Below are 25,617 nucleotides of genomic sequence, written 5' to 3'. Positions count from 1 at the left end.
CATCGCGAGCCGAATCATTCCCGTCGCTCCCAGTCGGCGGCATCATCGCCGCCCCGGCTACACCGAACGCTGCCAAGTTCACCGACGGCGCCGCGGGCTGCGCGCCCGGGTGGCCGTAACCCGTTCGGCGGGGCACGTCCCGGGGCCCGGTGGCTGGGGGGAGCCACCGGTGACAGCATCGTCACGGGCAGACCGGCGTGGCAGGAATCGAGAGCATCGAGAAAGGTCGCGTCATGGGGCAGGCGTACGAGCCCGTGCGCTCGGCCCGGCTGGTCCAGGAGCGCTTCTGGCCGCAGCTCCAGGCGTTCCTCGAGCCCGGCGACGTGGTGATCGCCGACCAGGGCACCTCGTACTACGGATGTGCCGAACTGCCTCTCCCGCACGGCTGCACCTTCGTGGGCCAGCCGCTGTGGGGGTCGATCGGCTATACGCTTCCGGCGCTGCTGGGAACCATGCTGGCGGCGCCCGACCGCCGCCACATCCTGCTGATCGGCGACGGCTCCTTCCAGCTGACGGCGCAGGAGCTGTCCATGGTGCTGCGGCAGGGGCTCACCCCCGTCATCATCCTGGTCAACAACGACGGCTATACGGTCGAGCGCTGCATCCTCGGCGCGGACGCGAGCTACAACAACATCGCCACCAGGCGGTACGACCGGCTGGTCGAAGCATTCGACCCCCAGAACCTGGCCATCACCGCCAAGGCGGACACCGAGGACACCCTCGCGGCCGCGCTCGACACGGCCAGGAGCAACCGCGACCGGCTCGTCTTCATCGAGGCAGTCATGGAACGCCTGGATGCCCCGGAGTCTCTCGTCAAGCTGGGCAAGGCGTTCGCCACCGCGGACTACCACCACGCGCCCGTCTCCTGAGCGCACACCACAGGGGTGCGTCCGTGCGCCCGCGTGCCCGTGCGCCCGGGGGCGGACCGCCGTTCTGCTGTACAGCCCGCCCGGACACGGAATCTAGCGCTATTGTCTAGAAGTGGAATTTTAGTTGATGATGTGAGCGCGGGACGCGGACCATGCCCCAGGGCGACGGTGTGCATGCGATCCGGGCGACGAACAACCTTCGAGAAAACGGACCTCACCCCATGACCACCACCTCGTCCACCAGTACCAGGACGCTCGCCGACCCCGACACCCCCTTCGCGGTCGTCGACGTGCACAAGGCGCTGCGCAACATCGACCGCCTCGCGGCCAAGGCCGACCACCTTGGCGTCGCCTTGCGGCCGCACGTCAAGACGGCCAAGAGCCTTGACGTCGCCGCCCTTATGCACGGCGGCGCGCCCCACCCCGTCACCGTCTCCACGCTCGCCGAAGCCGAGGCGTTCGCCGACGGCGGCTACACCGACATCACCTACGCCGTCGGCGTCGCCCCCCACAAACTCCCCCGTGTGATCGCCCTGTTGCGCCGCGGCGTCACCCTCCGCGTCCTGCTGGACAGCACCGAGCAGGCCGCCTTCGTCGCGGAAGCCTCCCGTCGGGAGGGCATCAGCATTCCCACCCAGATCGAGATCGACTGCGACGGCCACCGCGGCGGCCTCAAGACCGACGCCCCCGCCCTCGTCGACATCGGTCGCACCCTACACGACGCCGGATGCCTGGACGGTGTGCTGACCCACGCGGGCGAGTCCTACTTCACCTACTCCGCGGAGGAGCAGCGGCTGGCGGCGAAGAACGAACGCGACACCGCCGTCGCCGCCGCCGAGAATCTGCGCGCCGCCGGGCTGCCGGTGGCCACCGTCAGCGTCGGCTCGACGCCCACCGCACACGCCGCCGAGGACCTCACCGGCGTCACCGAACTGCGCGCGGGCAACTACGTCTTCTTCGACCTGGTGATGGCCGGTCTCGGAGTGTGCCAGGTCGACGACCTCGCGCTGTCCGTCGTCGTCACCGTCATCGGGCATCGTCCCGAGTACGGCTGGATCGTCACCGACGGCGGCTGGATGGCGATGTCCCGCGACCGCGGCACGGCGGCCCAGCCGCAGGACCAGGGGTACGGTCTGGTCACCGACCTGGCGGGGCATCTGATCCCCGGCCTGGTCATGAGCGCCGCGAGCCAGGAACACGGCACCATCACCGCCCGCGACGGCGCCACCCTGCCCGACCTGCCAGTCGGCACCCGTCTGCGCGTCCTGCCCAACCATGCCTGTGCCACGGCCGCCCAACACCGCGGCTACCACGTCATCGGCAGTGGCCGGACGGCGACTGACGCACCCGCTGTCCAAGCAGTCTGGCACCGCATCAGCGGCTGGTGACCACTGGAGATCACGCAGCCGGGCCGCGAGGCCCTCGCCCACGACCTGGCGCAGCGCGACGCATGGCTCGACATCGCCCTGGCCGACCTCAATGAGACCGAGCGCCAGGTCCTGCTGCTCGCCGCCCGCCTGATGGACCGCCTGGCAGGCTCCCCGGCCGTGCTGCCCGACCGCCCGACCAGCCCCCGCTGACCGGTACTCGGGCGAGTGCGCCTGCCGAGCGATGACTAGAGCGGTACTTCGCGAGCCGAGCCGCGCGTATCAGCTTCATATGATGTGTCACGAGCCGGTATCCGTCTCGCAGTGGGTCGTCCACGTGGGGGACGGGCGGCGACGCGGCTCGCTTAGAGCTCGCGCAGATAGGCGTGCCCTCATGGGCAGCGGTTCGGCCGCTACCGTACGTTGTTTCCCCCACCGGCTTGCCAGGGGCCACAACGGAAAAGTGTGTGCGTTCGGGTGGGCTGGGGCGTAATGATGTGGGTGTGTCAGGTCCTTTTGAAAAGCTTGTCGCCGAAGCTGAGTCGGTTTCCGTGGAGGGTTGGGATTTCTCCTGGCTGGATGGCCGGGCGACCGAGGAACGCCCGTCGTGGGGCTATCAGCAGGCGATCGGTCGGCGGCTGGCGGTGGTGTCGGCGGCGCTTGATATTCAGACCGGTGGTGGTGAGGTCCTGGCCGGGGCGGAGAAGCTGCCTCCCGCGATGGCCGCGACGGAGTCCTGGCCGCCGAACGTGGCCAAGGCGACCAGGCTGCTGCGCCCGCGCGGGGTGGTGGTCGTCGCCGACCCGGACGAGCCGCCGCTGCCGTTCGCTGATGAGGCATTCGACCTGGTGACCAGCCGTCATCCCGCGACGGTGTGGTGGTCGGAGATCGCGCGAGTGCTGCGACCGGGTGGGACGTACTTCGCCCAGCACGTCGGGCCCGCCAGCGTGTGGGAGCTGGTGGAGTACTTCCTGGGGCCGCAGCCCGAGGCGCGCCGGAAGCGGCATCCTGATGACGAGAGCGCGGCGGCAAAGGCCGTCGGCCTGGAGATCGTCGACGTGCGCACGGAACGGCTGGGGATGGAGTTCTTCGACGTCGGCGCCGTGATCTACTTCCTCCGCAAGGTGATCTGGACGGTGCCCGGTTTCACCGTCGAGCAGTACCGCAGCCGCCTGCGCGAGCTGCACGAGAAGATCGAGGCCGAGGGCCCGTTCATCGCCCGCTCGTCCAGGACCCTCATCGAGGCCCGCAAGCCTGAGCGCGCGTAAGAGCTCGCGGAGACAGGCGTGCCCTCATAGGCGGCGGTTCGGCCGGTTGTCCCAGCGGTGGGTGGTCCATGTCGGTGGTGCGGCGTTCGTAGCAGCGGGTGAGCCGGTGGAAGGCGTTCTGCCAGGCATGGGTGCGCTCGACGTGCCACCTCCGGCACGCCTGGATCGGCGCCTTATCGCCCTTGTGCGCGATGCGCCAGTGCAGGTTTCGGGCGGTGAGTTCGGTGCGGGTCTTGTCCGAGTCGTAGCCGGCGTCCAGGTGAACGGTGATGTCGTCGGGCAGCGGTCCGAGGTCGTCCAACAGATCCAGGGTCGGGGCGAGCAACGGGGAATCGTGGCGGTTCGCGGCGGCCAGAACCCTGCCGAGGGGGGGTCCGTAACCATCCGTCATACCCGTGCGCTTCAAGCCCTGTTTGCCACGATCGACCGGTGAGCGTCCGGCTGCCTCACCGCCACCAGGGGCCTTGGTGATGGAGCCGTCGATGGCGATCTGGTCGAGCACGAGCCCCACGATCCGGTCGTAGGACTGGAGCGCGATCTGCTTGAGCCGGACGAAGACGCCGAGACGGATCCACTCGTCGCGACGGTTGCGGATGGTGGTCGCCGAGCACGTCGTGTCGGCGATCCCCTGGTAGGAGCAGCCGAACCGGAGAAGTTGCAGCAGTTTGTCGAACACGATCCGGTCGTTGATGCGGGGACGGTGGCACTCCAGCGGATGGGCCGGGTCGACCGTCGGACGCTCGGGCAGCAGCGCCGCGAACTGGTCCCAGAGCGGGTCGGTCAGCCATGATGGCAGGACGGGCACGGGTCTCCTCAATGATCACAGAGCGTCGCAACTCCATGGTCACCGGGACCTGTGCCCGCCTTGCTACCGGGTCCCCCACACCGCCTGTCTGTGCGAGCTCTTAGAGTGCCGATCATGTCTCACTCAAAGATCATCGAGCCCATCGCTCAGCACCCGCAGTCCACCCGTATATCGTCCCGGCGGACGAAGAAGACCCTGATCGCGGCCATCGGCATCGGCATGGCCGTCGCTTTGAGCGGGTGCAACGACGACACCGGCGAGGCAACGGACAAGGACACCAGTGCCGCGGAGTCGAAGGGGCCCTCGGCGGGGTCGTCCCAGTCCGCTGCCCCGTCGAGCCCTTCGGGCGATCAGCCGTCGGTCGCGGGATGGCAGACGCAGACCGCACAGAAGCACCACTTCCGCTATGACGTGCCGGTCAAGGCCAAGAAGTGGAAGGTTCTCGGGGAGGACACGGCCCTCTCCTATACGGACGAGAACGGCCAGCCGATCGTCGTCATGACCGCGGCTGCCAGCTACCGTGAGGGCGGCTGCTCCTCGAGTCCCAATCCCAAGGCCATCGGTGAGGCGGGCAAGGGGCAGCTTGCCACCGTCGGCACCACAGGCGGCGGCAAGGACGGCACCCTCCAGGAGAACGCTCGTAATTGGGCGGGCAACTGGGGCTTCGCCGCGTACGGAGGTGCGGACCACAAGCCCAAGATCACCGTCAGCGAGGCCAAGCCGTGGAAGCAGGGGGGTATCGACGGCTACACCGCGACCGCTCAGGTCACCGTCACCAACCGGCCGAGTTCATGCGTCCCGCCGAAGGCGATCGTGCACAGCATCGCGCAGAAGCTCCCCGACGGCACCATGCACGGCTGGGTGATCTACGCGGACCAACGGGTTCCGAACGCGCTGACAGCCGCCGAGATCGAGAAGGTCATGGGCACCGTCCGGTCCACTGGTAGCTGACACCATTCGGCCGGTGAGGCGGCGGCGATCCGCGGGCACGGCGGGAGCGAGCATCGCGGGGGTGCTCAAGTTCCCTCTCCGTCCCCTCTCAAGTCCCGTTGCTCCAGCGGAAGTTCTGTAATCAAGATCGAATAGCTGCTTTAATTGGGGTAGCTGATCGTGAGTCCCGGCCCTCGGAAGGCAGCGTTGATGTCCCCCGTCCTCTACCAGTCCCGCTCCCGTTCCGATATCCCGTTCGAGGCTGCTGCCGACGCCGGCGTTCTCCGCGTCATGTCCGACTCCCGTACTCCGGTGTTTCTCACCGTGCATGCACGTGGACGACGCCGGTACGGCTACTGGCAGCCGTACGACCACGTCGCCGACAGGGGAGGCTGCTACGTCGCTCTGCCCACCCCCGTGTGCGACAGGCTGTACTCCCAGGGGCGGATCGCCCTCGGTGATCCCCTCGTGGACCCGGGCAAGACCACGTACCGCGTCTGGCCCGCCTATGACCCGGTCGCGCCGGTACGCATCCCGGTGGCGCCCCTGCCCGCGGTGGCGGCGGCACAGACGCTTGCTGCGTGAACCCCCAGCGTCTTCCCTGTCGGCCCGCCCGGTCGGAAGCGTTGGTTGTCAGGCTTGCGCGGTGGGCCGTACGACCACCTCGCTGATGTCGACGCCGGCGGGCTGCTCGATCGCGTAACCGATCGCGGACGCGATGGCGGACGGTGGGATGGCCATCTCGTCGCGCTGTCGGGCTGCCGCCGCCGCTGCCTCGGGACTCGCCCCCTTGCCCACGCCCTCGGTGTTGGTGAACCCGGGCGAGACCAGGGTGACCCGCAGATGGGGTCCCGACTCCTGTCGCAGCCCCTCGGTCAGCACCTTCACCGCCGTCTTGGTGGCCGCGTAGACGGCCTGCGGGGATTTCACGACGTAGGCCGCCGTCGAGGCGATGTTGACGAACTGGCCGGAGCGCTGCCGCCTGAAGACGGGGAGTGCCGCCCCGATACCGTTCAGCAGGCCGGTGATGTGCGTCGCGACCATCGCGTCCCAGTCGTCCTGGCGCAGCTCGTCAAACGGTGACACCGCCATCGTGCCGGCGTTGGAGACCAGGACATCGAGCCGGCCGAACCGGTCGACCGCCGTGTCCGTCAGGCGCTCGAGGTCCTCGCGGCGCGTCACGTCGATGACCGTCCCGACGGCCGAGCCGCCCCGCGTCGTGATCTGGTCCACTACCGCGTGCAACCGGTCTTCCCGTCGGGCCCCGAGCACGAGCCGGGCGCCCCTCTCGGCGAGGTAGATCGCCGTCGCCGCTCCGATGCCGCTGCTGGCACCTGTGATCGCTACGACCTTGCCTTCGACACCTGACATGATCAACGTCCTTCCAAGGGGGATGTGTACAGGCCGGACCATGGCCTACAGTGGAAATGGGGGCGCCCCCACTTACGTGACGAAAGGCTAAGTGGGCGGCCCTCCGTTTAGCAAGCGAAGAGGACCGGAGGGGAATGGCGACCGCTGATGGCCGACAGTGCACAACGCCCGTTGCGAGCTGACGCGCGGCGTAACAGAGACAAGATTCTCGCGGCTGCGGTGCGCGTGTTCGCCGAGGAAGGGCTGGACACGCACCTGGAGCGCATCGCCAAGGAGGCGGGCGTGGGCAGCGCGACGCTGTACCGAAACTTCGCCACCCGTGAGGCTCTGATCGAGGCGGTCTACCGCAACGAGGTGGCTCAGCTGTGCGACGCCGTCCCCAATCTGCTCGCGGAGAAGCCGCCCTACGAAGCCCTGCGCGCTTGGACACGCCTCTTCCTGGACTACGTCACCGCGAAATTCGGCATGGCCGACGCCTTGCGTGCCATCGCCGCCGCGGGAAGCAACCCTTACGGCCACAGTCGGGACATGATCCAGGCTGCCATCACCGCCCTGATGGACGCGTGCGTAGCCGCCGGGGCGATCCGCACCGACATCAGCCCGACCGACATGGGCGCCGCCCTCGAAGGCATCGCCGTCACCTCGGCCATGCCCGAACACCGGGAACGCGCCGAACGACTGCTCGACCTCACGCTGGACGGGCTGAGGGCCCGTTCGTGATGCCGTCTCCGCGGCGGGGCCGTCCGGGCCTGTGCGCGGCTGCGGCGGCAGCGACGTGGAAAGCCGAACGAGTTGGCCGGCTCGGACGGTGGGTCGCCGGGCCGGTACCGGGGTAGCCACCGTCGGCGATCGTCGGCGTGATCACATCAGCCACACCGTGATCATTCCACTGCGGCTGATCCCTTCAAGCGGGCGAAGGCGAGTTTCGACAGCACAGATCCATGACCTAGGGTGCAACGCTGCACCCTGGCGCGAATGTCTTTCCGACCTACCATCACGGGGATCTCTCATGCGTTTGGCAACCGCTCTCTTCCTGATCGGCGCCCTGCTCGGGGTGGCACCCACAGCGGCCCACGCGGCGCCGGCGCGTGACTCCGTCTCGTACGTCGCGCTGTCGTCGAAGCGAGGCGGTGGCAGCAGCGGCGGCGGTGGCGTCAGCAAGGTCGGCGGCAACAAGAAGTCGAAACGCGGCGGCTACTCCTCCAGCAGCAATAACGGCGACTCGTCCACCGGAAAGAAGAAGATGCCCCTGTGGCAGGCGATCCTGTTCCTGCTCGTCCTGGGAGGCCTCACCGTCTGGGCCGTCGTCAAGCTCGTACGCAAACTCCGGAAGGTCGTCAGCGCCTGACGGTCATTCGGCGGGGCCGTGGCGCGGATCGGATGCCACCGCCCGGCTCCGCCCGGCGGCCGCACGCCGCCCTACGAACTGGTCGACAAGCAATGACGTGTCACCCTGCAGGTTCACGGCCAGGGCTGACGGTGGCGCACTCCGGGCGGGCGCAGTGCCCCGCCGGGGTGGCGTGCGTTCATAAGATGCTCGGCTCGCCCATGTAGAGGTCCCAAGCGAGCCGCCGCGCCGACCCGGGGTTCAGACCCTCAAAGCCTCCTCCTGGCTGATCGGCGCTTTGGCCAAGGGTGATCGGGTGGCGGAGCCGTGGTGTCGGCGGCATATCGGGGACTGTCGGTCCGATGTCGGTGGGGTCCGGCACCTTTCGAGAGGTCCTGACGGGTACCCATATCGCCGGAATGTCACCCGTTCTCCTCCGTCTTCCTCTCCTCACCCGAGTTCAAGGAGCGCACATGACGATCACTGTCCGACCGGGAAGCACCGTGATGTTCACCGGCGATTCGATCACCGACTGCCAACGGCTGGAGAGCGAAGACGGTCTGGGGTTCGGATACCCGCTGCGCGTCGCGGGCGAGTGGGGGCTCCGGTACCCGGACCGGCCCGTGACCTGGCTGAACACCGGGATCGGGGGCAACAAGGTAATGGACCTCGAGGCTCGCTGGCAGACAGACGTACTCGACGCACGCCCGGACGTGGTGTCGATCCTCGTCGGGGTCAACGACATGGGCTGGCACACGCTGGACCTCAAGGGGTACGTGATCCCCGTGGAGGAGTTCGAAGCGGGCTATGACCGCCTGCTCGCACCCCTCGCCGAGGCGGGCACGAAGCTGATCCTCATCGAGCCTTTCCTCCTGCCGATCCACGGCGTCGTCGAGGCCGGTGCCGGTGCCGGTGCCGGTGTCGTGCGCATCGGAGAGGAAGAGCGCAAGGAATGGCGCACCGACCTGGACCCGAAGATCCAGGTCGTGCGCGAGCTCGCCCGCAAGTACGGCGCGCAGCTGCTCGCCGCAGACGGCATGTTCGCCGAGCTCGCCGCGACCACCGGGCCGGAGTACTGGGCCGCGGACGGCGTACACCCGACGCCGGCCGGTCATGCCGCACTCGCGGCGGCCTGGCTGCGCCTGGTCGTGTGACCGGGCCTCGCGGTCACCCGCGACACCGGCGACCGCGAGGAGCTTCGCCGCCTGACGGCAGCGCTACGACCGGGGGTTTGTTCGCGAACACCCACCGGTTGCCCGCCAGCGCGTCGTTCCGGCTGCGGTCGGCGATCGTGGTGCTGATGTCCGCCCAGGGCCAGACAGTCAGGGACATCACCTCGCTGATGCAGGTCGGCGAGAGGTACGTCCGCGACGTCATCCACGCCTTCAACGAGCGGGGGTCTACCGCGCTGGACCTGAAATGGAGCGGGGACGCCCGAAGGCGATCAGTGAGCGGGTACACGAGCACATCCGCCTGATCGCCCGGACGTCCCCCGTGGACTGGAACATCGTCGCCTTCTCCACCTGGAGCCTGGCCAGGTGATACCGCCCGCGACCAAGCCCTGTCGTCCCAGTTCAGAAGGCGCCTGCGCTTCTCGGATCGAGATCTGGACACCGCGGCAGGTGAAACGCGCAGGTTAGGCCGTCGCGGCGTCGCGCTCGAGGAGCTGAAACTGAATCCCCTCCGAGGTGTCGGGCCGGGAAAAGGCATTGAGGTTGCCGTCGATCGCCACGGGCTCAGGAGCGACGAATTCGACGCCGATGCCACGAAGAGTCTGCATGATCTTGGTGATGCTGTCGTCGACCTCGACAGCGATGTGCTCGATGCGAGCCTGGTTGCCGTCGCCGAGACGGCGCTGGCGGGCCTCGCCGGTGGTGGGTTCGATGAGCTCGATACGAGCCCCGTCACCCACCCGGTAGAACGCGGCTTTGACATGCCGTTCGGGCACCTCGCGTTCGAACTCGAGGGTGAGACCGAGGCTTTCGAGGAATTTCTTTGCGCGGAACAGGTCGTTGACGACGACACCGATATGGTCAATGCGCTTGAGCACGAGCGGGTCCCTTCAGGAGGTCTGCGATGAGATGGGGTTTGGGGCGGCCTGAGTGCGGTGCAGTTGGGCAGCCGTCAGAACCAGAATGACCACCAGGAAGAGCCAGCCGACCGTGTAGCCGGTGGCGCCGACGAGCGCGCCGAACAGCGGTGGCAGGGCGGCGGCGATGATCTGGTTCAGGGTGATCGCGAAGCTGATTGTGGAGGCGACCGCGTGCTGGGGGGCGACGTCGGTGACCTGTACGAGGTAGAGCGGGTACCAGCCGACGCTGAGCAGGCCCAGCAGCGTGCAGAGCGCGTATGCGAGTACGCGGGGCGAGCCGGGGGTCAACATACTGAGCGCGGCGATCGGGATCGCGGAGAAGGCGAGAAGCCACTTCAAAGAGCGCATCCGCATGCCGGGCCAGAGACGGTCACTGATCCAGGCGAGACCGATCCGGCCGGCGATTCCGGCAGCCTGGGCCACCGAGTACATGAAGCCCGCCGTGACAATCGGGATGCGCAGGTGATCGTTGAGGAAGATCAAGATCTGCACGGAGAACACGTACTGGAACGCGGCCAAAGCGAGTCCGGCGATGAGAAGCGAGCGGACAGCCCTGTCGCGTACGAGGCCGAGGATCAAGCGGCGCAGGTTTACCGGTGTCTTTCGCGCACTCGTAGTGGCGTCACCCGCCTTGCGGTGGAAGGCGGCGAAGACCACGCCCCCGAGAATGCCGGCCACTCCCTGGACGACCATGGCCGCGGTCCAGCTGCGGTGCAGGGCGACGGCGGGCAGTATCGCGCCGGCGATGGAGGCGCCGATCGGCAGACCGGCTTGGCGTATGCCGGTGGCCATACCTCGTAGGCCGGGTTCGAACCAGCGGGTGATGGCCCGCTGCCCGCCAGGCAGGATAGATCCGTAGAAGGCGCCCATCACCAGGATGAACAGCAGCAGCACAGGGTAATTGCGACCCGCGGCCGCGGCGATGAACGCCGTGATGCCCATGGCGATCATCGTGAGAGAGACGACCCAGCGCTCTCCGTAGCGGTCGATGGCCCGCCCGATGATCAGCATCGAGGTGATCGGCCCAGCCTGGATCGCCGTGGCCGCGAGAGCAGCGGTGGCCGCGGACAGGTGGTAGGTGTCCTTCCAGAACGGCAGCAGGACACTGACGCCGGAGTAGACGATCGAGCCAGAGGTCAGCGCGGTAACGGCGACGGCGAGCACGACCCACTTGTACGGGCCCGCTGAGTGGGCAGCCGTCTCGGCGGGCGCTGCCTCGTCGACCTCTCGCGCGGTCACGCGCCGGGCTCCGATTGCCTGGAGGCCAGGTTCCCCAGCTGGGCCAACAGCGGGATGTTCATCAGGTTCAGCAGGACGAGGTTCTGGCTGGTGGGGTTGTTGAAGTGGTGCAGCGACCAGGCCGGGACGAGCAGAAGGTCCCCGGGGTTCAGATCGGTGGTCTCGCTGGTGTCGTGGAAGGTGACAGTGCCGGTGCCGGCTTGCACGACGAACAGGTGGTACCAGGTATGCGCGTGCGGGGTGGTGTTCTTCCCAGCGGAGATGACCTGGTAGGCGACGGCGACATCACGGATGATTTCGGCGCTGCCGTTCGGCAGAGACAGGGCGAGCGTGCCGCGTTCGGGGTGCTCCGTGTCGCCGAGCCGGCCGGAGGTGTCCGCCCACCGCCACACCACTGGCTCGGGCAGCGGGGTGTCGTAGCGTTTTTTGAAGTCAGGGTATGGAAACTGGCTGCCGCTGCCGATCGGCACGGGAATCATCCTCCTCGATGATCGTGAGTTGCTGCCACATGTCGCACACGGCGGCGTTCGCCTCGTCCGTGAACCGCGACTTCTGCCCGTCCCTGGGCAGGTAGTACGTGTAGTACCGCGGCCCTTCGACGGGGTATCCGAGAGCCCATACACCTGTGAGCGGCGTCCCGGTCTTGGCGATGACGCGGCCACTGGGTGTGATGTCCACACCGCCCGGCTCGTAGGAGCCGTTGCCATAGGGTCGGATCAGGCCGCGTGCCAACAGGCGGGCGGTCAGCGGGGAACTGTCCGCCTCGGGGTGGAACAAGTCCAGGCGCGCCGCCACCAAGGCGTCGGCGTGTCGGATGGCCGGGCCGTTGGTGAACTCGGTTTCAACGGTGAACCGGGAGGTCTGAGGGTCGGGGACGATACGGCAGCCCGGTCCTCCAGCCAGATCGACCACACCAGCGTTCATCAGGGCAAGAAGTTCGTAGTTACGGCGGCGGGGTGGCCCGAACGCGATCCTGTTCATGAGCGGCACCCAGCGGGTGTTGAACACCCGATGCGAATCCGGTGTCAGGCCGGAGAATTCGACGGCCTCGCGCAGACTGGCACGCACGTCCCGGATGGCGTCCGTGGCAGCTTTGACAGGGCTCGTCCGGTTGCCTTCCTCGGCGTGCTCCAGGTCCTCGGTGACGAACGCCGTGAAGAAGGCGCGGAAGGCGTCCAGATCCCTGAAACTCTTACCAGCCAGCGGGTCGACGATGGCGTCGACAGCGGCCTGATCGGCCGCCGTGAATTCGTACTGGTCGGGCCGGATATGACGTTGCTCCAGCGTGGAGCGGTAAACGTAGCCCATCTCTCGAAGCAGTAGCGGCACGGCTTCCGCCTCGAAGTCGACCTGCGTGCTGCCGCGCTCCCGCTCCGCGTGCTCCCGCAAACCGCGTATGGCCTCGGGGGTAAAGAAGTGCGGCTGGTAGGCGCCGGCGATGCCCTTCTGGTTGATGCCGCGTGCGGCGGCGGGCAGGCACTGACGGGAGAACAACAGCACGCTCGGCTCGCGCCCGGACGGTAGGTAGCGCATGTCGTGGCCGTCGCCCTCGAAACGTCCGCCCCGACCGATGGTGAGGTGGGCGATGACGTCGTGGGCGGTCAGCCCGAAACCCTGCACGGCCACCGTGGCCCCGGGAACGATGCGCCCGAGCTTGTCGACCGGGTAGCAGTCCGCCAGGTAGGCGAGGCGGTCGTTGCGGCCCTGGTGTTCGCGGACGAAATTCTCGAACCGAATATCCTCGTCGGTGGGAGTGCGCCGGCAGTGCCCGGTGGTGAGGAACAGGAAATCGGAGGGAATCTCGTAGCCGTCCTCGGTCCGCAGCACGTACCTGCCGGGCGGGGAGAGCTGCTCCATGTCGATGGCGCGAGCCCGGTGGTGCACCACTCGCACGCTCGCGGGCAGCGAGCTGATGGTGCGGTCGGACGCGAAGGAGAGATACTCGCCGAGCAAGTTGCGCGGCAGGTAGTCGTGTGGCCCGATCGGTTCCCCACATGCCTCGCCAGTGCGGTAGTAGCCACCTGCGAAGCGACGGTAGCCAACCTGCTGGGCCCAATCGGTGAACGACGGGCCGCTACCGTCGGGGAACATGGTGAGCTGGCTGGCGAGCGTGTTGGTGAGCAGATACTCGGGCTGCCGGTTGGAGTGTGCCCCTTGCCCGGTGTCGCCGGGGTCGACAAGGTGGACGTCCAGCTCAACGCCCTCGGGGAGCTGATGGGCTCGCTGGGCGATGTGCTGGAGGATGCCGAGGCCGCGCGGCCCCATCCCGACAATCGTGACCTGAACAGCCCTCACGAGATCACCCGCTCGCTCAGCTCCAGCTCCGCCGGGTCGCTGTACGGGGCTATGGGCTCCTCGTGCAACTGCACCCAGCGGGGGGCGTCCGCTACCCGGGGGAAGCGGGTGGCGACCTGAGGATCATGACCGGGGATGATGTGGTCGACGCCGTCCGCCAGATCTTCGACGGTCTCGTACGCCTCGACCATGGAGGCGAGGTGGTCGAGGATCGGGAACGGGGCCCGGCGACGGATGTTGGCCCACAGGTGCGACGAATCGCTCGCCAACACCACCCAGCCACGCTTGGTGTGAACGCGCACTACTTGAAGGCCGGGGGTATGCCCAGGGGCCGGGTGCACCTCGACGCCGGGCACAATCGTCGCTGGGCCCTGGTGCAGGGTGAGGCGCTCGTCGAACAGCAGCCGAATCACCGCGTTCACATCCTCCGCCTCGAAGGGGCGGCGGGGTGCGGCATGGCGCATGGCACGGCCGGTGCAGAACGCGAGCTCCCGCTCTTGGAGATGAACGCGAGCTGTGGGGAAGGCGGCGAGGTGACCGGCATGGTCCCAGTGCATGTGCGTGATCAGCAGATGCGACACGTCGGTGGGGTCGATGCCAAGACCGGCGAGGGCCTCGACCGGGTGATGAAGTTGCTCGCGGCCACGCCGCGCACCCGTGTGGGCGGCAAACCCGGTATCGACGACGATCACCTGATCCTGACCTCGGATGACCCAGATGTAGAAGTCGAACCCAGCCGGAGTGTCGGTGGCGCAGCGGTCGTCGGCGAACAGGAAGTTCTCCCGCGCGAGTCGCCCCGTCTGAGTCCCGAACCTGAGCGCGAGGAGTTCGTGGGTTGGCAGCCGGCTCATGCGCCCACCACCGTCAGTTCACGAGCCTCGGGCGCCGGGGCCGGAAGTTCGTCCTCAAAGAAGAACTTCTCCGCCCCGAACGCCGGGATGAGCTGGTCGAACCAGGTCGCGTGCGGATCGTACTCGGCGTAGAACGGTCGGCGGGCCCAGTCCGCGTTGCGCCCCTGAAGGAGCTGAAGGGCGAACACCTTCTCGCCGCGGATGGTGGGCGTGCCGTCGATGAGAACCTTGCCTGGAAACGCGCTCATCGACGGGCCGCGCACGGTACGGGCAAGGCCGGAGACCCGCTGGTATGCGTCGCGGAAGATCTCGTACGCCCTCACCAGGGGAATCTCGAAGTAGGAGCGGGCGCCGGTATCGCGTTCGACGAACATGTAGTAGGGGATGGCGCCCAGCCGCACCCCGGTCGTCCACAGCTCCCGCCACGCCTCGGCGTTGTCGTTGATGTGCCTGAGCACCGGCGACTGGAGGCGCGTGTTCGCGCCTGTGGCGATGATCCGCTTCAGGGCGGTCTGTGCGATGTCGGGGCGCAGCTCGGCGGGGTGGTTGTAGTGGCCCATGATCGCCAGGTGCTTACCAGCGGTGACGACCCGCTCGAACAGCCGGATGAGTTCGCCGGCATCCCGGTCGGTGACGAACCTCTGGGGCCAGTAGGCGACCGATTTGGTGCCGATCCGGATGTTCTGGATGTGCTCGAACTCCGGCGTCAGGAGTGGTTCGATATAGCGGGCCAGAGTTTTTGTCCGCATGATCAGCGGGTCGCCGCCGGTGATCAGGACGTCGGTGACCTCCCGGTGACGGGCGAGGTAGGCGGTCAGACCCCGGGCATCCTTGGCGGCGAAGGCGAGTTCGTCGTCGCCGACGAACTGCGGCCAGCGGAAGCAGAACGTGCAGTAGGCGTGGCAGGACTGTCCGGTTTTGGGGAAGAACAGTACTGTCTGGGAGTACTTGTGCTGGATCCCCGAGACTTCCTCGCCGTCCAACTCGGGTATGTTGTGGGTTTGCTGGCCGGCAGGGTGGGGGTTCATCTGCTCACGGAGCCTCCCCACGTGAAACGCGATCCGCCCTTTGTCGCCGGCGGCGATGGCATCCCGCAGGGTGACGTAGTCGGCGTCGTCCAGCATTGCCCGGTGGGGGAAGTTCAGCCGGAAGATGGGGTCGTCCGGGATGCTGTCCCAGTTGATGAGCTCATCCAGTACGTACTGATTGGTGCGGAACGGGAGAACCTGGGAGACCACAGTGACGGCCTCGCGGAGTTCCTCGGGCACCCGGGCCCATTGCGGGGCGCGTTGAATTGTTTTTCCATTGTAGGGCGTGAACTTGCCGATATTCAATTCGAGTCCCTTTCCCTCTTCGAAACCGAGCGGTATGGGCGAGCGTTAAGACGCGCCACGATCCTGCCTGAGCAATGAGACACCTGTCGCGGCCGCAAGGGATCGCGCATACGACTGACGTAAACCCGCCACGGGGCAAAAGGAATAATTCAACATTAAACGGACCATCGTCGTTGACGTAAATACAACAAGGCCGGGCATGGCCCGGCCTTGTTGCGCTCGTTGTCGAATGTGGTCGCTGGTTCAGTCTTGCTGGGCGGTCAGCCTCTCGTAGTCGGCGCGCCGCACGCACCCGGTGATGCCGTAGGGGTGAGTGGCCCCGGCCGGCGTGGCGGCGATACCGGCCTCGGCGGCCAGGCGCACCACTTCGCGGGCGCAGCCGTCGAGGACGCTGAGCGCGATGAAGCAGCCGCCATTCGGCCGTGCCCAGGTGGCGAGACCGGTGCCATGATGTCCTTTGAGCGAACGATTGCGGGTGGCCTGTAAGGCATTGCGACCTCGTCGAGCCAACAGACAACTACCCTGCGACTCGCTGATTTTGCTGTCGGGCGCTTTTCTCTTGGAGTATGCCGAGATCGCGCAGCAGGTAGCCGGCGTGGAGCCGGTTGCGGGCCCCGATGCGGCGCAGTACCTCGGCCAGGTGGCGCTGGAAGGTGCGCAAGGAGATGCCGAGACGCTTGGCGACAACCTTGTCGTCATAGCCTTCGACGAGAAGTTCCATGATCGCCGTCTTCATCTCCTCCGAGCTGAACAGCGTCTGGTTCCGCTCGTAGGTGAGCGGGAAGGGCAGGGCTTTACCCCAAGCCCGCTCGAAGGCGCCAACCAGGAAGTGGATGACGCTCAGGTCACGTATGAGCAAGGCGCCTTTGGGGTTGCCAACCAGCTCGACGAGGGCGACTTCGCGGTCGAAGACGATGAGCTGCATGAACACATGCGTAACAACACGGGCTTCAGCGCCGTTTTCGACAAGCAGCGAGGCGTGGTCGACAGTGGGCTGATGGAACTGCGCCGCGTACTGATAGAGCGTACGCATGCGTACGCCACTCTCAAGCACGCCTACGGCGCGGTCCGTTGCCTCCTTGAGGACGGGTTCGGGGCGAGGGTCGCCGGGTTGGGAAATGAGGATCTCCCTGGTGGCGCGAGCCGAGAGTTCGGACAGGGTCAGGCGGACGGCATCCACATTGTCGAGACGATGCAGTAAGTGTTCCTTTACGCCTTCCATGACGCTTTTCTCGTAGACAGGAAGCAGATCCACTAGTTCCGCGCTCACTTCGTTGATCATCATCTGCCGTTCGCGCAGTTCACGGATCGCCGGCAAAAGAAGTTGGGTGTAGGCGGTGGCCGGCGCCACGGGTATGAGGCGATCCGGGTCTCCGGGCTTGCTGGTGAGCACCTTGAGTTGGAGCAGCCTGTCGATCGCCTGTCCGGCCTCATCGGGCGCGGTGTCCGCAAGTTGCAAGAGTTCGTTGCGGGAGACGCTGTCCCGGGCTGCCGCGTAGGCATACAGGACAACCATCAGACGACTCTCATCATTGGTGGTTTTGTCGGCTTCCAGGTTTGTATAGCCCGTAGACATGGCTATGTTCCCCTTTCCGGAAATTGAAGACCCTCCGATAAACCAACAAGATCGCCAACAGGTACTAACGGCGCAAGAGCGCGAAACCGTCACTACAAAAAGCCTGAACGGCCATCACCACGTCAGTTCGCCCGCGCCGCCCGCTACCCGCACCCATCACCCAACTAGCCGAACTCGCCCGCGGATGACTATTCGGCACCCGCAATGCCGGCCACGGCCGAGCTGATCGAGGTAATTGAGCGGTATTGCGGATCGGCCGAGGTCCAGCCGCTCGACGAACGCCGGCCTCAAGTGGAGGAAGCGCTCTTCGGCTCACGGCCGGCGGCCCCGCTGCGGAAGGATCTCTGAGCCCATGAGCGGACTGATGGTCGTCCCGGGGTCGGTGGCATCCGACTGGTCCAGCAAGGCGTCGCCGAAGGACCACTTCGACTCGATGTGGGTCGCCTGATTCGGCGGGGTGATGAGCGCCGTGACCGGCTCGAACCTCTGGGGCCGGGACCGCGTGCACCCCGCTACGACGTATGCGAGACCGTCCGCCGCGAGAGGACCGTGCCCGCCCCGGTCATGGCAGCCGCCGGATATCACCGCGGGCCCGGTAGAAGCCGCCTGCCGCCAGGTGCAGGGCGTCCACGGCATAGCGCGCACCGGGCTCCCGTATCGCACTTGGGAATTGAACGCCGTCCGCTGGGCGAGGTGGCGCACGAGTACACCGCGCTGTCGCAGGCGTAGGTGGCCTCGATGGCGCCGGTCGCCTTCGACAGCCGTTGGACCACCCGGCGCGCGATGCCCACGTATGCGGCGTCGTCCTCTTGCCATCCGAACAGGGCGCCGCCCCGGGTGGGCGTGTGCCACAGCTCGCCGCCGCCGTCGGGCGCGTAGGCGGTGACGCCCCGATGCTCGCGGTCCGAGACGTTCAGGATGCCCTCGTGGAGGTCCAGCCAGAAGATGTCGAGGTCCGCTGCCTTCCTGTGGCAACTCCGGATACGTCGTCGAAGCCGTGGACCCAGTAGACAGGGCGGCGGCTGTCGCGAGCGCCGCGGCGGACGGTCTCCTTGAACGTCTCCAGATCTCCTGCGGAGACGGCAACGCGCAGGGGGTGGTGGGGGAGCCGGGAGAGTATATGGATGGCGAAGCCCGGGCTGCCGTGAGGGCCGGGTATGGCTGGGCCGTCTGACGGCAGTGTTACGGCCGGGGTTTGTTCGCGAACACCCATCGGTTGCCCGCCAGCGCGTCGTTCTGCTCGGGCAGCGGGCCGCGCCCGTGTTGGCGGGTGAAGCCGAAGGGGGTGTGGACCGATGTGGACCAGCCCTTGGCCGCCAGGTCACCTGCGGAGTCGGGCCGCGGTTCGCTGTCGAACAGGTTGAGCAGGTCGATGCCGATCTGGTGTTTTGTAGAGGTGTAGAGCGGGCTGTCGCGGTATGCCAGCAAGTCCTTCTCGAGCTTGACCTCGAACGCCAGGGCGCTGCCACCCGTGCTCAACAGGTCCACCGTATCGATGAGATACCTCTCGGCGGCGCCTGGCAGGTAGAACAGGAGCCCCTCGGCCAGCCAGACGCTCGGTGCGGCCTTGTCGAAGCCGGCGTCGGTCAGCGCTGTGACCCAGTCGGCGCGCAGATCGATCGGGATCGGCACGCGTGCCGCCTTCGGGGTGGCCGACAGCCCGCCGAGCACCTGGTGCTTGAACGCCAGCACGCCCTCCCTGTCGATCTCGAAGATCACACAGCCGGAAGGCCAATCGAGCCGGAACGCCCGCGTATCCAACCCGGCCCCGAGCAGGACCACTTGGCGGGCGCCCCCCGCTTGTACCGACCGGAGGAGAAAGTCGTCGAGGACCCTCGTCCGCAGCCCGAAGTAGCGGGCGAATCGCCCCCACAGCGGATCCGCGTCTCCGTCCGGAACCTGCTGTATGCGGACCGGCCAGCCCGCGGACGCCGGTGCGGCGAGCACGAAGTGCTCCGCGAAGACGTCCCGTGCCAGGCTGTCGTCGCGGTGGGTCTCGATCGCCCGTGCCGCGGCGACCAGGAGAGCGGTCAGACCCACACCCCCTTCCACGCCTTCCATACCGGCGCTCCGATGCGCTGTGCCGACCATGTGTCCTCCCTTGGTGCGAGCAGAGACTACGAACAGCGAGGAATACGAAGTACGAATGATGTGGCGGTCGATCGGATGGGCGGTGGCGTTGAACGCCTCGCTCATCGGCCCGTCCCCGCCGGAATCAGGACGGGTTTGACCACGCGGCCCGCGTCGCAGTCGCGTTCGGCCTCGTTGATGTCGGCGAGCGGGTACGTACGGATCAGCTGGTCGAAGGGAAACCGCCCGGCCTGCCACAGCCCGGTCAGCCGCGGAATCAGCAGCCCCGGCACCGCGTCCCCCTCGCAGATGTGGGAGATCCTCCGGCCCCGGTCCAGCGTGCCCGGTTCGAGCGGCAGCGCGGTGTGGAGTCGTGCCACCAGGCCGAGGTGGCCGGTCGGGCGCAGGGCCCGGAGCGCGTCGTTGATCAGTTGGGCGGAGCCCGTGGTGTCCAGCGCGTACTGCGGGCCACCGTCGGTGAGTTGCCGAATGCGCTCGGGGAGGCCGGCCGATGCGGCGTGCAGCGGGCTCGCGCCGAGCCGCTCGGCGAGGGCCAGCCGTTCGGGGTGCCGGTCGACGGCCACGGTCACCGCCCCGGCGGCGGTGGCCGCCATCACCGCGGCCAGGCCCACAGCCCCCGCGCCGAAGACCGCGATGGTGTCGCCGGGGCCGGTACCGAAGGAGTTGAAGACCGCTCCGGCGCCGGTGAGGAAGCCGCAGCCGAGTGGTCCTAGCAGTTCGATGGGCAGCGAGGAATCGACCCGGACGGCGTTGCGAGCCGGGACCATCGCGTACTCGGCGAACGAGGACTGGCCGAACCACCGGGGGGCCAAGGCGACTTCGGCCGCGTCGGTGAACCGCGCCACGTTCTCCGTGCGCCCTCCGAAGAGGTTGAGCGAGGCGAAGGAGTCACAGTAGGCGGGGGCCGCGCCCAGACAGCTCCGGCAGTGTCCGCAGGAGTCGAAGCTCAGCACGACATGGTCGCCGACGCTGAGCCCGGTGTCCGGGCCGCCCGTCTCCACCACGACCCCGGCCCCTTCGTGGCCGAGCACCGCCGGCAGCGGCGAGCGGCCCGCCGAACCCCGGACCGCGAGATCGGTCCGGCACATCCCACAGCCCGCGATCCTGATCAGGATCTCGCCGTCGGCCGGCCCCGCGTTCAGGATCACCTCCTCGACGGCGAATGGGCTCTCGTACGAGCGCAGTACCGCCGCACCGAACCTCTTCGTCACGCCTCCTCCGGACGGTGCACGACGAACGGCCTGAGGTTTCCGTAGAGCCCCCAAGGGCCGCCCGCGACGCCGACACCGCTGTCCTTGATGCCCGCGAAGGGCTGGGCGAGGGACAGTTCGGCGTGGTGGTTGATCCACGCCGTCCCGCACTCCAGCCGGCCGGCCACCGCCTCGGCCCGGTCGAAATCGGTTCCCCATACCGAGCCGCCCAGCCCGAAGCCGGTGTCGTTGGCCGCCTCGACGGCCTCGTCCAGGCGGCCGTACGGCAGCACCGGCAGGACCGGGCCGAACTGCTCCTCCGTCACCACCGGGCTGCCGGAGGGGACATCGGCCAGGATCGTCGGGGCGAAGAAGTAACCCGGCCCCTCCAGCCGGTGACCACCGGCCACGGCTCTGGCACCGTCCGCCAGCGCCTGGGCCGTGCAGCGCTCGACCCGGGCGAGCTGGGGTGCGTTGCAGACCGGCCCCAGCTGCGATCCCGGGTCGAGACCGGGTCCGACGACGACGGTCTTCGCGCGCTCCGCGAGGGCCTCGACCACCTGGGAGTAGAGCCGGTCCGGGGCGTAGACGCGCTTGACCGCCATGCAGACCTGCCCGCAGTTGCGGAACGCCGCCCAGAACAGCCGGTCCGCGATCCGCTCCACGTCCACGTCCTCCAGCAGGATGGCGGCGTCGTTGCCGCCCAGCTCCAGGGTGACCCGGGCGAGCGAGGCCGCCGCGCCCCTGGCGACGGCCCGTCCGGTGGCAATCGAACCGGTGAAGGTCACATGGCGGATCCCCGAATGGGACGCCAGGCGGGCACCGAGGGGCTCGCGACCGGTGACGATCGTCAGGACGTCCTGGGGGAGGGCGGCGGAGAGGACGGACCCCAGCAGCCGTGTGGCGAGGGGCGTGAACGGGGAGGGCTTGAGCACCATCGTGTTGCCCGCGGCGAGCGCGGGCGCGAACTTCGCCGACGCGAGCTGGAGGGGAAAGTTCCACGGGACGATCGCGGCGACGGGCCCGAGCGGTCGCCAGCGGACCTCGGCGCGTACCGGCCGGCCGTCTGCGATCGGCTGGGGCACCGGGTCCAGTTCGGCGAAGTAGCGCAGGCGGGCCGCCGCGCGGGCGATCTCCGCGTACGACTCGGCCAGGGGCTTGCCCTGCTCACGGGTGAGCAGCGGAGCGAGGTCGGCCCCGGCCGCCTCGACGGCGTCGGCCGCCGCGAACAGCGCGGTGGTGCGGGCGACGGGGTCGGCTCGCCAGTCGCGCCAGGCATCGTGGGCCCGGTCGACGATGGCGTCCAACTCGTCCGGCCGCTGGTCGGGAGCCTCGTCGAAGACCTCGCCCGTCGCCGGATCGAGGACGGCGAAGGGCTCGCCGCAGGGCCCCGGCGTGCGACGGGGCTGAGGTGTCGGCATGCCCGCGGTCAGCTCGCGGTGGTGACGGTGGCCGCGTATTCCTGGGCGTGCCGGTCCATCTCCGCCTTGAAGGCGGCCACCAGCCGCGGCTGAATCCTTCCGGCGTTGCGATCGCCCCCCTCGCAGACCGCCCCGCGCACCCCCACGATGTCCGTGCCGATGCGGGTCAGTTCACCGAGGTCGCCGACCTTGACGCTGCCCGCGAGGGCGGCGAGCAGATCCGCCTCGTGGGCCAGCCGGACGAACTCCGCGCAGACGTCCGGCGGAACGTGGTCGAACAGCCGTGTCCCGTCCTTGATCGCGGTGTCGAGCATGGCCGCGTCGGAGCCGGAGCGGCGGGCGATGTCGGGCAGCGCGAGCGGGTTGACACAGCCGATCCGGTGGGCGTCGGCATAGCCCGAGGCGACGACGAACGCGTCCGGCCGGTAGTCCTTCACCGCCCGGACGACCCCGCGCATGACATCGATGGCCTGTTCGGGCGTCGTGCAGCCGTAGAGGCCGACCTTGATATACGTGGCTCCGGAGACAGCCGCACCGAGCGCCGCCTGGGCCACCGTGCCGGGCTTGTACGGCACGTCTCCCACGGTGGCGGACACCGGCTTGTCCGCCGGGACCGCGTCGCGGATCTCCCTGATGACCCACGGGAAGTTCGCACCGAGCGAGCCCTCGTCGGGCTTCTTGACATCGACGATGTCGAGGTGCTCGGCCGCCTTCGCGCAGTCGAGGGCCTCGTCGACGCTGTCCGGGGAGATGAGAAGCAACAACGTACATTCCTTCCACCGCATGTCCACCCGCCACAGGGCAGGTGTGCGGAGTCGCGGATTACGTGCGGTCCGCTCATCATTGCCGCGCCCCGTGGCCACCGGCAGGGCGCGCGGAGTCCGGAACGGGGCACTGCATGACGCGTCCGCGCCCCCAACGCGCCGTCCACGCCGTTTCGAACCAGCCGTGCGCGGCTGCCCCGTGGCCCGGTGACCTCGCCGATCAACGTCGTCCGCACGGGTAACGCGGTCGTCCGCACGGGTAACGCGCCCGTTATGCAGGAGAGTCCGCCAACCGCGAGCGGGGTCGGGACGGCTGTGCCCTCGTGACGCCTCGGCCGGTTGTGAGATGACGCACTGGCGGCTGTCTCGCCTGAGAAGATCTTCAGAATTTACGCGATGTTCCCCGAGTGGATAAAGCCGGTGAGCCACCGGAACGACAGATGTCCGACCGTCACGTCCAAGGGCGGGATCCGGCGTTGGCGGCGGGAAGCGGTACGGCGGAATGAGGGTAAATCGGATATCCCCCCAGGGGTCGCGCTCCCTCATCACTTACCGTTGATCAATAAATTACCGCCCGGTATTGGGTCGTGGGCCGGACGGGCCTTGCCAGGTGCGTGGGTCGACTGCTTAAGTGACGCTGCCGTCCGCCAAGGAATTCTCTGGCGATGGCCTATCGCTTTAATGAACGGGGGCCACGTGCTTTTCTATTGCTGTTGGCGTACGCCACTCGTCGCCGCCATGCGCCATTGCGCATGCGTATGCGATGCAATGCAATGCATGTTCCAAGTGCGTGAGGTGTGAATTCGTGGATATAGCCATAGAGGCCGAGGGGATCCGAAAGAGATACGGGGACCACGAGGCGCTGCGCGGCGTGGACCTGTCCGTTCCGGCGGGAACACTCCTCGGCCTACTCGGCCCCAACGGAGCGGGCAAGACGACGACGGTACGGGTGCTGGCCACGCTGCTGGAAGCCGACGAGGGCCGCGCGAGTGTCGCCGGATGCGACGTACGCACTCAGCCGCGCGAGGTGCGCCGCAGGATCGGCCTCACCGGTCAGTACGCGGCCCTCGACGAAAGGCTCACCGGTCGGGAGAACCTGCAGCTCGTCGGGGTGCTCCACCGTCTGGGCCGCCGCGGGGCGAAGGCTCGCGCCGAGGTGCTGCTCGACCGGCTCGGCCTGGGCCAGTTCGCCGACCGCACGGTCAAGACGTACTCCGGTGGCACCCGGAGACGGCTGGACCTGGCCGCCAGTCTCATCGCCGACCCCAAGGTGCTCTTCCTCGACGAGCCGACCACCGGCCTCGACCCGACCAGCAGACTCATCCTCTGGGACATGATCCGCGAGCAACTGGCCGGCGGTGTCACGGTCCTGATGACCACCCAGTACCTCGAAGAGGCCGATCAGCTCGCCGACCGGATCGCGGTGATCGACGGCGGGCGTGTGATCGCCGACGGCACTTCGGACGAACTCAAGGCCAAGGTGGGCGGCGAACGCCTCGAGGTGACCGTGCAGGACGACGCCTCGATCCCCGCGGCCGTCACCGCCCTGCGGGAAGTCACCGCCATGGAGCCGGTCGTCGAACAACACGGACGGATGGTTTCCGTATCCCTCCGCGACCAGCTCAAAACAGTCGCCGAGGCCGCCTGTGCCCTGGACGCCGCCCAGGTGCGGCCCATCGGATTCGCCGTACGGCGGCCCTCGCTCGACGATGTGTTCCTCGCCCTTACCGGCGGCACCACCAGCAAGGAAGGGTAGGGCGTGGGCACCATGGAACTCGTCAGCGACGTCTCCGCACTGTTCGGCCGCCATATGCGGCATCTGGCCCGCATTCCGGAGAAGCTCCTCAGCGTGACGCTGATGCCGGTCGCGTACGTGATCGTCTTCGGTGTGCTGTTCGGCAGCGCGATCTCCGTTCCGGGCAGCGACTACCGCTCGTATCTGATGGCCGGCATCTTCACCCAGATGATGCTCACCAACGTGGGCAACACCGCGCTGGGTGTCGCCGGAGACCTCGGCAACGGAGTGGTCGACCGCTTCCGCTCCCTTCCCATGTCCCGGTCGGCCGTACTGATCGGGCGCACCCTCTCCGACGTGGCGCTCGCCGTCATCGCCTGTGTCACGATGGCCGTCGTCGGATACCTCATCGGCTGGCGGGTGCACCAGGGCATCCCCAAGGCCATCGCCGGATTCGGCATCCTGCTGCTGCTCGGCTACGCCATGTCCTGGCTGGGCGCCCTCATCGGACTGCTGGCGCGCAGCGCCGAAGCGGTCAACTCCATCGCGTTCATGCTGGTCATGCCGCTCACCTTCCTCTCCAACGCGTTCATTCCGCTGAATGGACTGCCCGGCTGGCTGCGGCTGCTGTGCGAGTGGAACCCGGTGAGCGCCGTGGTGGCCGCCTGCCGCGAACTCTTCGGCAACACCTCGACCGGCACCGGCAAGAGCGCCCTCCCCGTCCAGTACCCCATCCCGCTGTCCCTCGCGCTGATCGCGCTGCTGCTCGCCATCGTCGTCCCCGCCGCCGTCGGCGCCTATCGCAAGGCCGCCGCCCGCTGAGGCACCGCGGGCCCGAGCGGGCCCGTCCGGAATGCGCGTGGAGCCCTCGCGCCGGGTTCTCCGTCCCCACCGCCATTCCCCGTGCCGGCACTGAGAATTCAGGCGTTCCCCGCATGGTATTTCGCTTGCGGATCGACATCTCACAGCGGAAGTCATTTCACTTCCATGAGCTTGCCGAGATGTAGTTGACTTCCGAATTTGTCGCGTCGGATGAATCGTGCGCCCCACTCGATTCATCATCGATGCGCCATCGCCCGATCAGGACGGATG

General features: G+C 67.8%; 23 protein-coding genes and 3 pseudogenes. 11 read left to right on the top strand and 15 right to left on the bottom strand.

Features of this window, described 5'->3' with window-relative positions; all coding sequences use genetic code 11:
• Positions 1 to 233 precede the first annotated feature (233 nt).
• From CGL27_RS02505 to CGL27_RS02495, 3 genes are all read left to right on the top strand, one after another.
• Positions 234 to 869, top strand: a complete 636-nt coding sequence (locus tag CGL27_RS02505) for a thiamine pyrophosphate-dependent enzyme (protein WP_119984151.1) — start codon at positions 234 to 236, stop codon at positions 867 to 869.
• 221 nt (positions 870 to 1,090) lie between these two features.
• The gene (locus CGL27_RS02500; protein ID WP_119984149.1) at positions 1,091 to 2,257 is read left to right on the top strand and encodes a DSD1 family PLP-dependent enzyme; all 1,167 of its coding nucleotides are present in this window, start codon (positions 1,091 to 1,093) and stop codon (positions 2,255 to 2,257) included.
• Positions 2,258 to 2,739: 482 nt separating this feature from the next.
• Positions 2,740 to 3,504, top strand: coding sequence for a class I SAM-dependent methyltransferase (locus CGL27_RS02495; RefSeq protein ID WP_119984148.1), 765 nt, complete (start codon positions 2,740 to 2,742; stop codon positions 3,502 to 3,504).
• Between the two features lie 24 nt (positions 3,505 to 3,528).
• On the opposite strand, the pseudogene CGL27_RS02490 reads toward CGL27_RS02495, so the two are convergent.
• Positions 3,529 to 4,309, bottom strand: a pseudogene (locus tag CGL27_RS02490) (IS5 family transposase).
• A 114-nt stretch (positions 4,310 to 4,423) separates the two neighbouring features.
• Here CGL27_RS02490 and CGL27_RS02485 point away from each other — a divergent pair.
• The gene (locus CGL27_RS02485; RefSeq protein WP_240450324.1) at positions 4,424 to 5,260 is read left to right on the top strand and encodes a hypothetical protein; all 837 of its coding nucleotides are present in this window, start codon (positions 4,424 to 4,426) and stop codon (positions 5,258 to 5,260) included.
• Between the two features lie 189 nt (positions 5,261 to 5,449).
• Entirely contained in the window at positions 5,450 to 5,824 is a 375-nt protein-coding gene (locus CGL27_RS02480) for a hypothetical protein (protein WP_078638250.1), read from the top strand.
• Between the two features lie 48 nt (positions 5,825 to 5,872).
• Here the strand turns inward: CGL27_RS02480 and CGL27_RS02475 are convergent, their stop codons facing one another.
• Positions 5,873 to 6,610, bottom strand: coding sequence for an SDR family oxidoreductase (locus CGL27_RS02475; RefSeq protein ID WP_119984146.1), 738 nt, complete (start codon positions 6,608 to 6,610; stop codon positions 5,873 to 5,875).
• A 147-nt stretch (positions 6,611 to 6,757) separates the two neighbouring features.
• Here CGL27_RS02475 and CGL27_RS02470 point away from each other — a divergent pair, with 147 nt between their 5' ends.
• The 4 genes from CGL27_RS02470 (at position 6,758) to CGL27_RS02455 (ending at position 9,414) form a co-directional block, all read left to right on the top strand.
• Entirely contained in the window at positions 6,758 to 7,330 is a 573-nt protein-coding gene (locus CGL27_RS02470; protein WP_119984144.1) for a TetR/AcrR family transcriptional regulator, read from the top strand.
• A gap of 289 nt (positions 7,331 to 7,619) precedes the next feature.
• Positions 7,620 to 7,958: a hypothetical protein gene (locus CGL27_RS02465; RefSeq protein ID WP_119984142.1), complete on the top strand. Its 339-nt coding sequence runs from the start codon at positions 7,620 to 7,622 to the stop codon at positions 7,956 to 7,958.
• Between the two features lie 452 nt (positions 7,959 to 8,410).
• Complete coding sequence (locus tag CGL27_RS02460; RefSeq protein WP_119984140.1) at positions 8,411 to 9,091, top strand: SGNH/GDSL hydrolase family protein; 681 nt, start codon at positions 8,411 to 8,413, stop codon at positions 9,089 to 9,091.
• Positions 9,092 to 9,168: 77 nt separating this feature from the next.
• On the top strand, positions 9,169 to 9,414 hold the full coding sequence (locus CGL27_RS02455) for a helix-turn-helix domain-containing protein (RefSeq protein WP_205587598.1): 246 nt from the start codon (positions 9,169 to 9,171) through the stop codon (positions 9,412 to 9,414).
• Positions 9,415 to 9,573: 159 nt separating this feature from the next.
• Here CGL27_RS02455 and CGL27_RS02450 read toward each other — a convergent pair whose 3' ends face one another.
• From CGL27_RS02450 to CGL27_RS02385, 13 genes and pseudogenes are all read right to left on the bottom strand, one after another.
• A complete protein-coding gene (locus CGL27_RS02450; protein WP_119984138.1) occupies positions 9,574 to 9,987 on the bottom strand; it encodes a VOC family protein in 414 nt (137 codons plus the stop codon).
• A gap of 12 nt (positions 9,988 to 9,999) precedes the next feature.
• Complete coding sequence (locus CGL27_RS02445; protein WP_162952851.1) at positions 10,000 to 11,193, bottom strand: MFS transporter; 1,194 nt, start codon at positions 11,191 to 11,193, stop codon at positions 10,000 to 10,002.
• A 71-nt stretch (positions 11,194 to 11,264) separates the two neighbouring features.
• On the bottom strand, positions 11,265 to 11,738 hold the full coding sequence (locus CGL27_RS02440) for a cupin domain-containing protein (protein WP_162952850.1): 474 nt from the start codon (positions 11,736 to 11,738) through the stop codon (positions 11,265 to 11,267).
• On the bottom strand, positions 11,701 to 13,563 hold the full coding sequence (locus CGL27_RS02435) for an FAD/NAD(P)-binding domain-containing protein (RefSeq protein WP_162952849.1): 1,863 nt from the start codon (positions 13,561 to 13,563) through the stop codon (positions 11,701 to 11,703). The genes CGL27_RS02440 and CGL27_RS02435 overlap by 38 nt, the downstream gene beginning before the upstream one ends.
• The gene (locus CGL27_RS02430) at positions 13,560 to 14,414 is read right to left on the bottom strand and encodes an N-acyl homoserine lactonase family protein (protein WP_119984130.1); all 855 of its coding nucleotides are present in this window, start codon (positions 14,412 to 14,414) and stop codon (positions 13,560 to 13,562) included. Before CGL27_RS02430 ends, CGL27_RS02435 begins: the two co-directional genes overlap by 4 nt.
• Complete coding sequence (locus CGL27_RS02425; RefSeq protein WP_205587597.1) at positions 14,411 to 15,682, bottom strand: lysine 2,3-aminomutase; 1,272 nt, start codon at positions 15,680 to 15,682, stop codon at positions 14,411 to 14,413. The genes CGL27_RS02430 and CGL27_RS02425 overlap by 4 nt, the downstream gene beginning before the upstream one ends.
• Positions 15,683 to 15,991: 309 nt before the next feature.
• A pseudogene (locus tag CGL27_RS02420) lies at positions 15,992 to 16,195 on the bottom strand (aminotransferase); the annotation flags it as partial.
• Positions 16,196 to 16,265: 70 nt separating this feature from the next.
• Positions 16,266 to 17,324, bottom strand: coding sequence for a helix-turn-helix transcriptional regulator (locus tag CGL27_RS02415; RefSeq protein ID WP_119984126.1), 1,059 nt, complete (start codon positions 17,322 to 17,324; stop codon positions 16,266 to 16,268).
• A gap of 562 nt (positions 17,325 to 17,886) precedes the next feature.
• Positions 17,887 to 18,286, bottom strand: a pseudogene (locus CGL27_RS51435) (hypothetical protein); the annotation flags it as partial.
• Positions 18,287 to 18,506: 220 nt separating this feature from the next.
• A complete protein-coding gene (locus tag CGL27_RS02400; RefSeq protein ID WP_119984124.1) occupies positions 18,507 to 19,415 on the bottom strand; it encodes a class I SAM-dependent methyltransferase in 909 nt (302 codons plus the stop codon).
• 101 nt (positions 19,416 to 19,516) lie between these two features.
• A complete protein-coding gene (locus CGL27_RS02395) occupies positions 19,517 to 20,626 on the bottom strand; it encodes an NAD(P)-dependent alcohol dehydrogenase (protein WP_119984122.1) in 1,110 nt (369 codons plus the stop codon).
• The gene (locus tag CGL27_RS02390) at positions 20,623 to 22,026 is read right to left on the bottom strand and encodes an aldehyde dehydrogenase family protein (protein ID WP_119984120.1); all 1,404 of its coding nucleotides are present in this window, start codon (positions 22,024 to 22,026) and stop codon (positions 20,623 to 20,625) included. Before CGL27_RS02390 ends, CGL27_RS02395 begins: the two co-directional genes overlap by 4 nt.
• 8 nt (positions 22,027 to 22,034) lie before the next feature.
• Entirely contained in the window at positions 22,035 to 22,811 is a 777-nt protein-coding gene (locus CGL27_RS02385; protein WP_119984118.1) for a (5-formylfuran-3-yl)methyl phosphate synthase, read from the bottom strand.
• 784 nt (positions 22,812 to 23,595) lie between these two features.
• On the opposite strand from CGL27_RS02385, the gene CGL27_RS02380 reads away from it, so the two are divergent.
• A complete protein-coding gene (locus tag CGL27_RS02380) occupies positions 23,596 to 24,546 on the top strand; it encodes an ATP-binding cassette domain-containing protein (RefSeq protein WP_240450323.1) in 951 nt (316 codons plus the stop codon).
• Positions 24,547 to 24,558: 12 nt separating this feature from the next.
• On the top strand, positions 24,559 to 25,347 hold the full coding sequence (locus CGL27_RS02375) for an ABC transporter permease (protein ID WP_078647022.1): 789 nt from the start codon (positions 24,559 to 24,561) through the stop codon (positions 25,345 to 25,347).
• The last annotated feature ends 270 nt before the right edge of the window (positions 25,348 to 25,617 follow it).

It is taken from the genome of Streptomyces sp. 11-1-2 (assembly GCF_003595545.1).
Lineage (GTDB): Bacteria > Actinomycetota > Actinomycetes > Streptomycetales > Streptomycetaceae > Streptomyces > Streptomyces hygroscopicus_B.
This window is presented reverse-complemented; position numbering and strand designations above follow the sequence as displayed.